The 248-nt window shown below is 66.9% G+C and carries 1 protein-coding gene; it reads left to right on the forward strand.

The annotated features are described in order from the left end of the window. A partial coding sequence (locus tag SB719_RS21800) for an RNA polymerase sigma factor (protein ID WP_412159980.1) occupies positions 1 to 248 on the forward strand: 248 nt, incomplete at both ends.

Consider the following 248-nt stretch of genomic DNA (forward strand, 5'->3'; position numbering starts at 1 on the left):
CGACCGACTTGGAGCTGGTGAGCAAGGTCCGTGAGGGTCATACTGCCTCGTTCGGAGAACTCTGGCACCGCTATCAGGGCTGGGCGCATCACATCGCCCGGAGCACTACGGGCCGGTACGACGCCGAGGACATCGTCCAGGAGGCGTTCGCCAAGGTGCTGAGGTCGCTTCGCAACGGCCACGGTCCCCGCGAGGGGTTCGCGCACTACCTGCGCACCGCGGTCCGCAGTGTTGCAGCGACCTGGGGT

The sequence above is a fragment of the Pantoea sp. SIMBA_079 genome (assembly GCF_046940275.1).
Classification (GTDB): domain Bacteria; phylum Pseudomonadota; class Gammaproteobacteria; order Enterobacterales; family Enterobacteriaceae; genus Pantoea; species Pantoea borealis.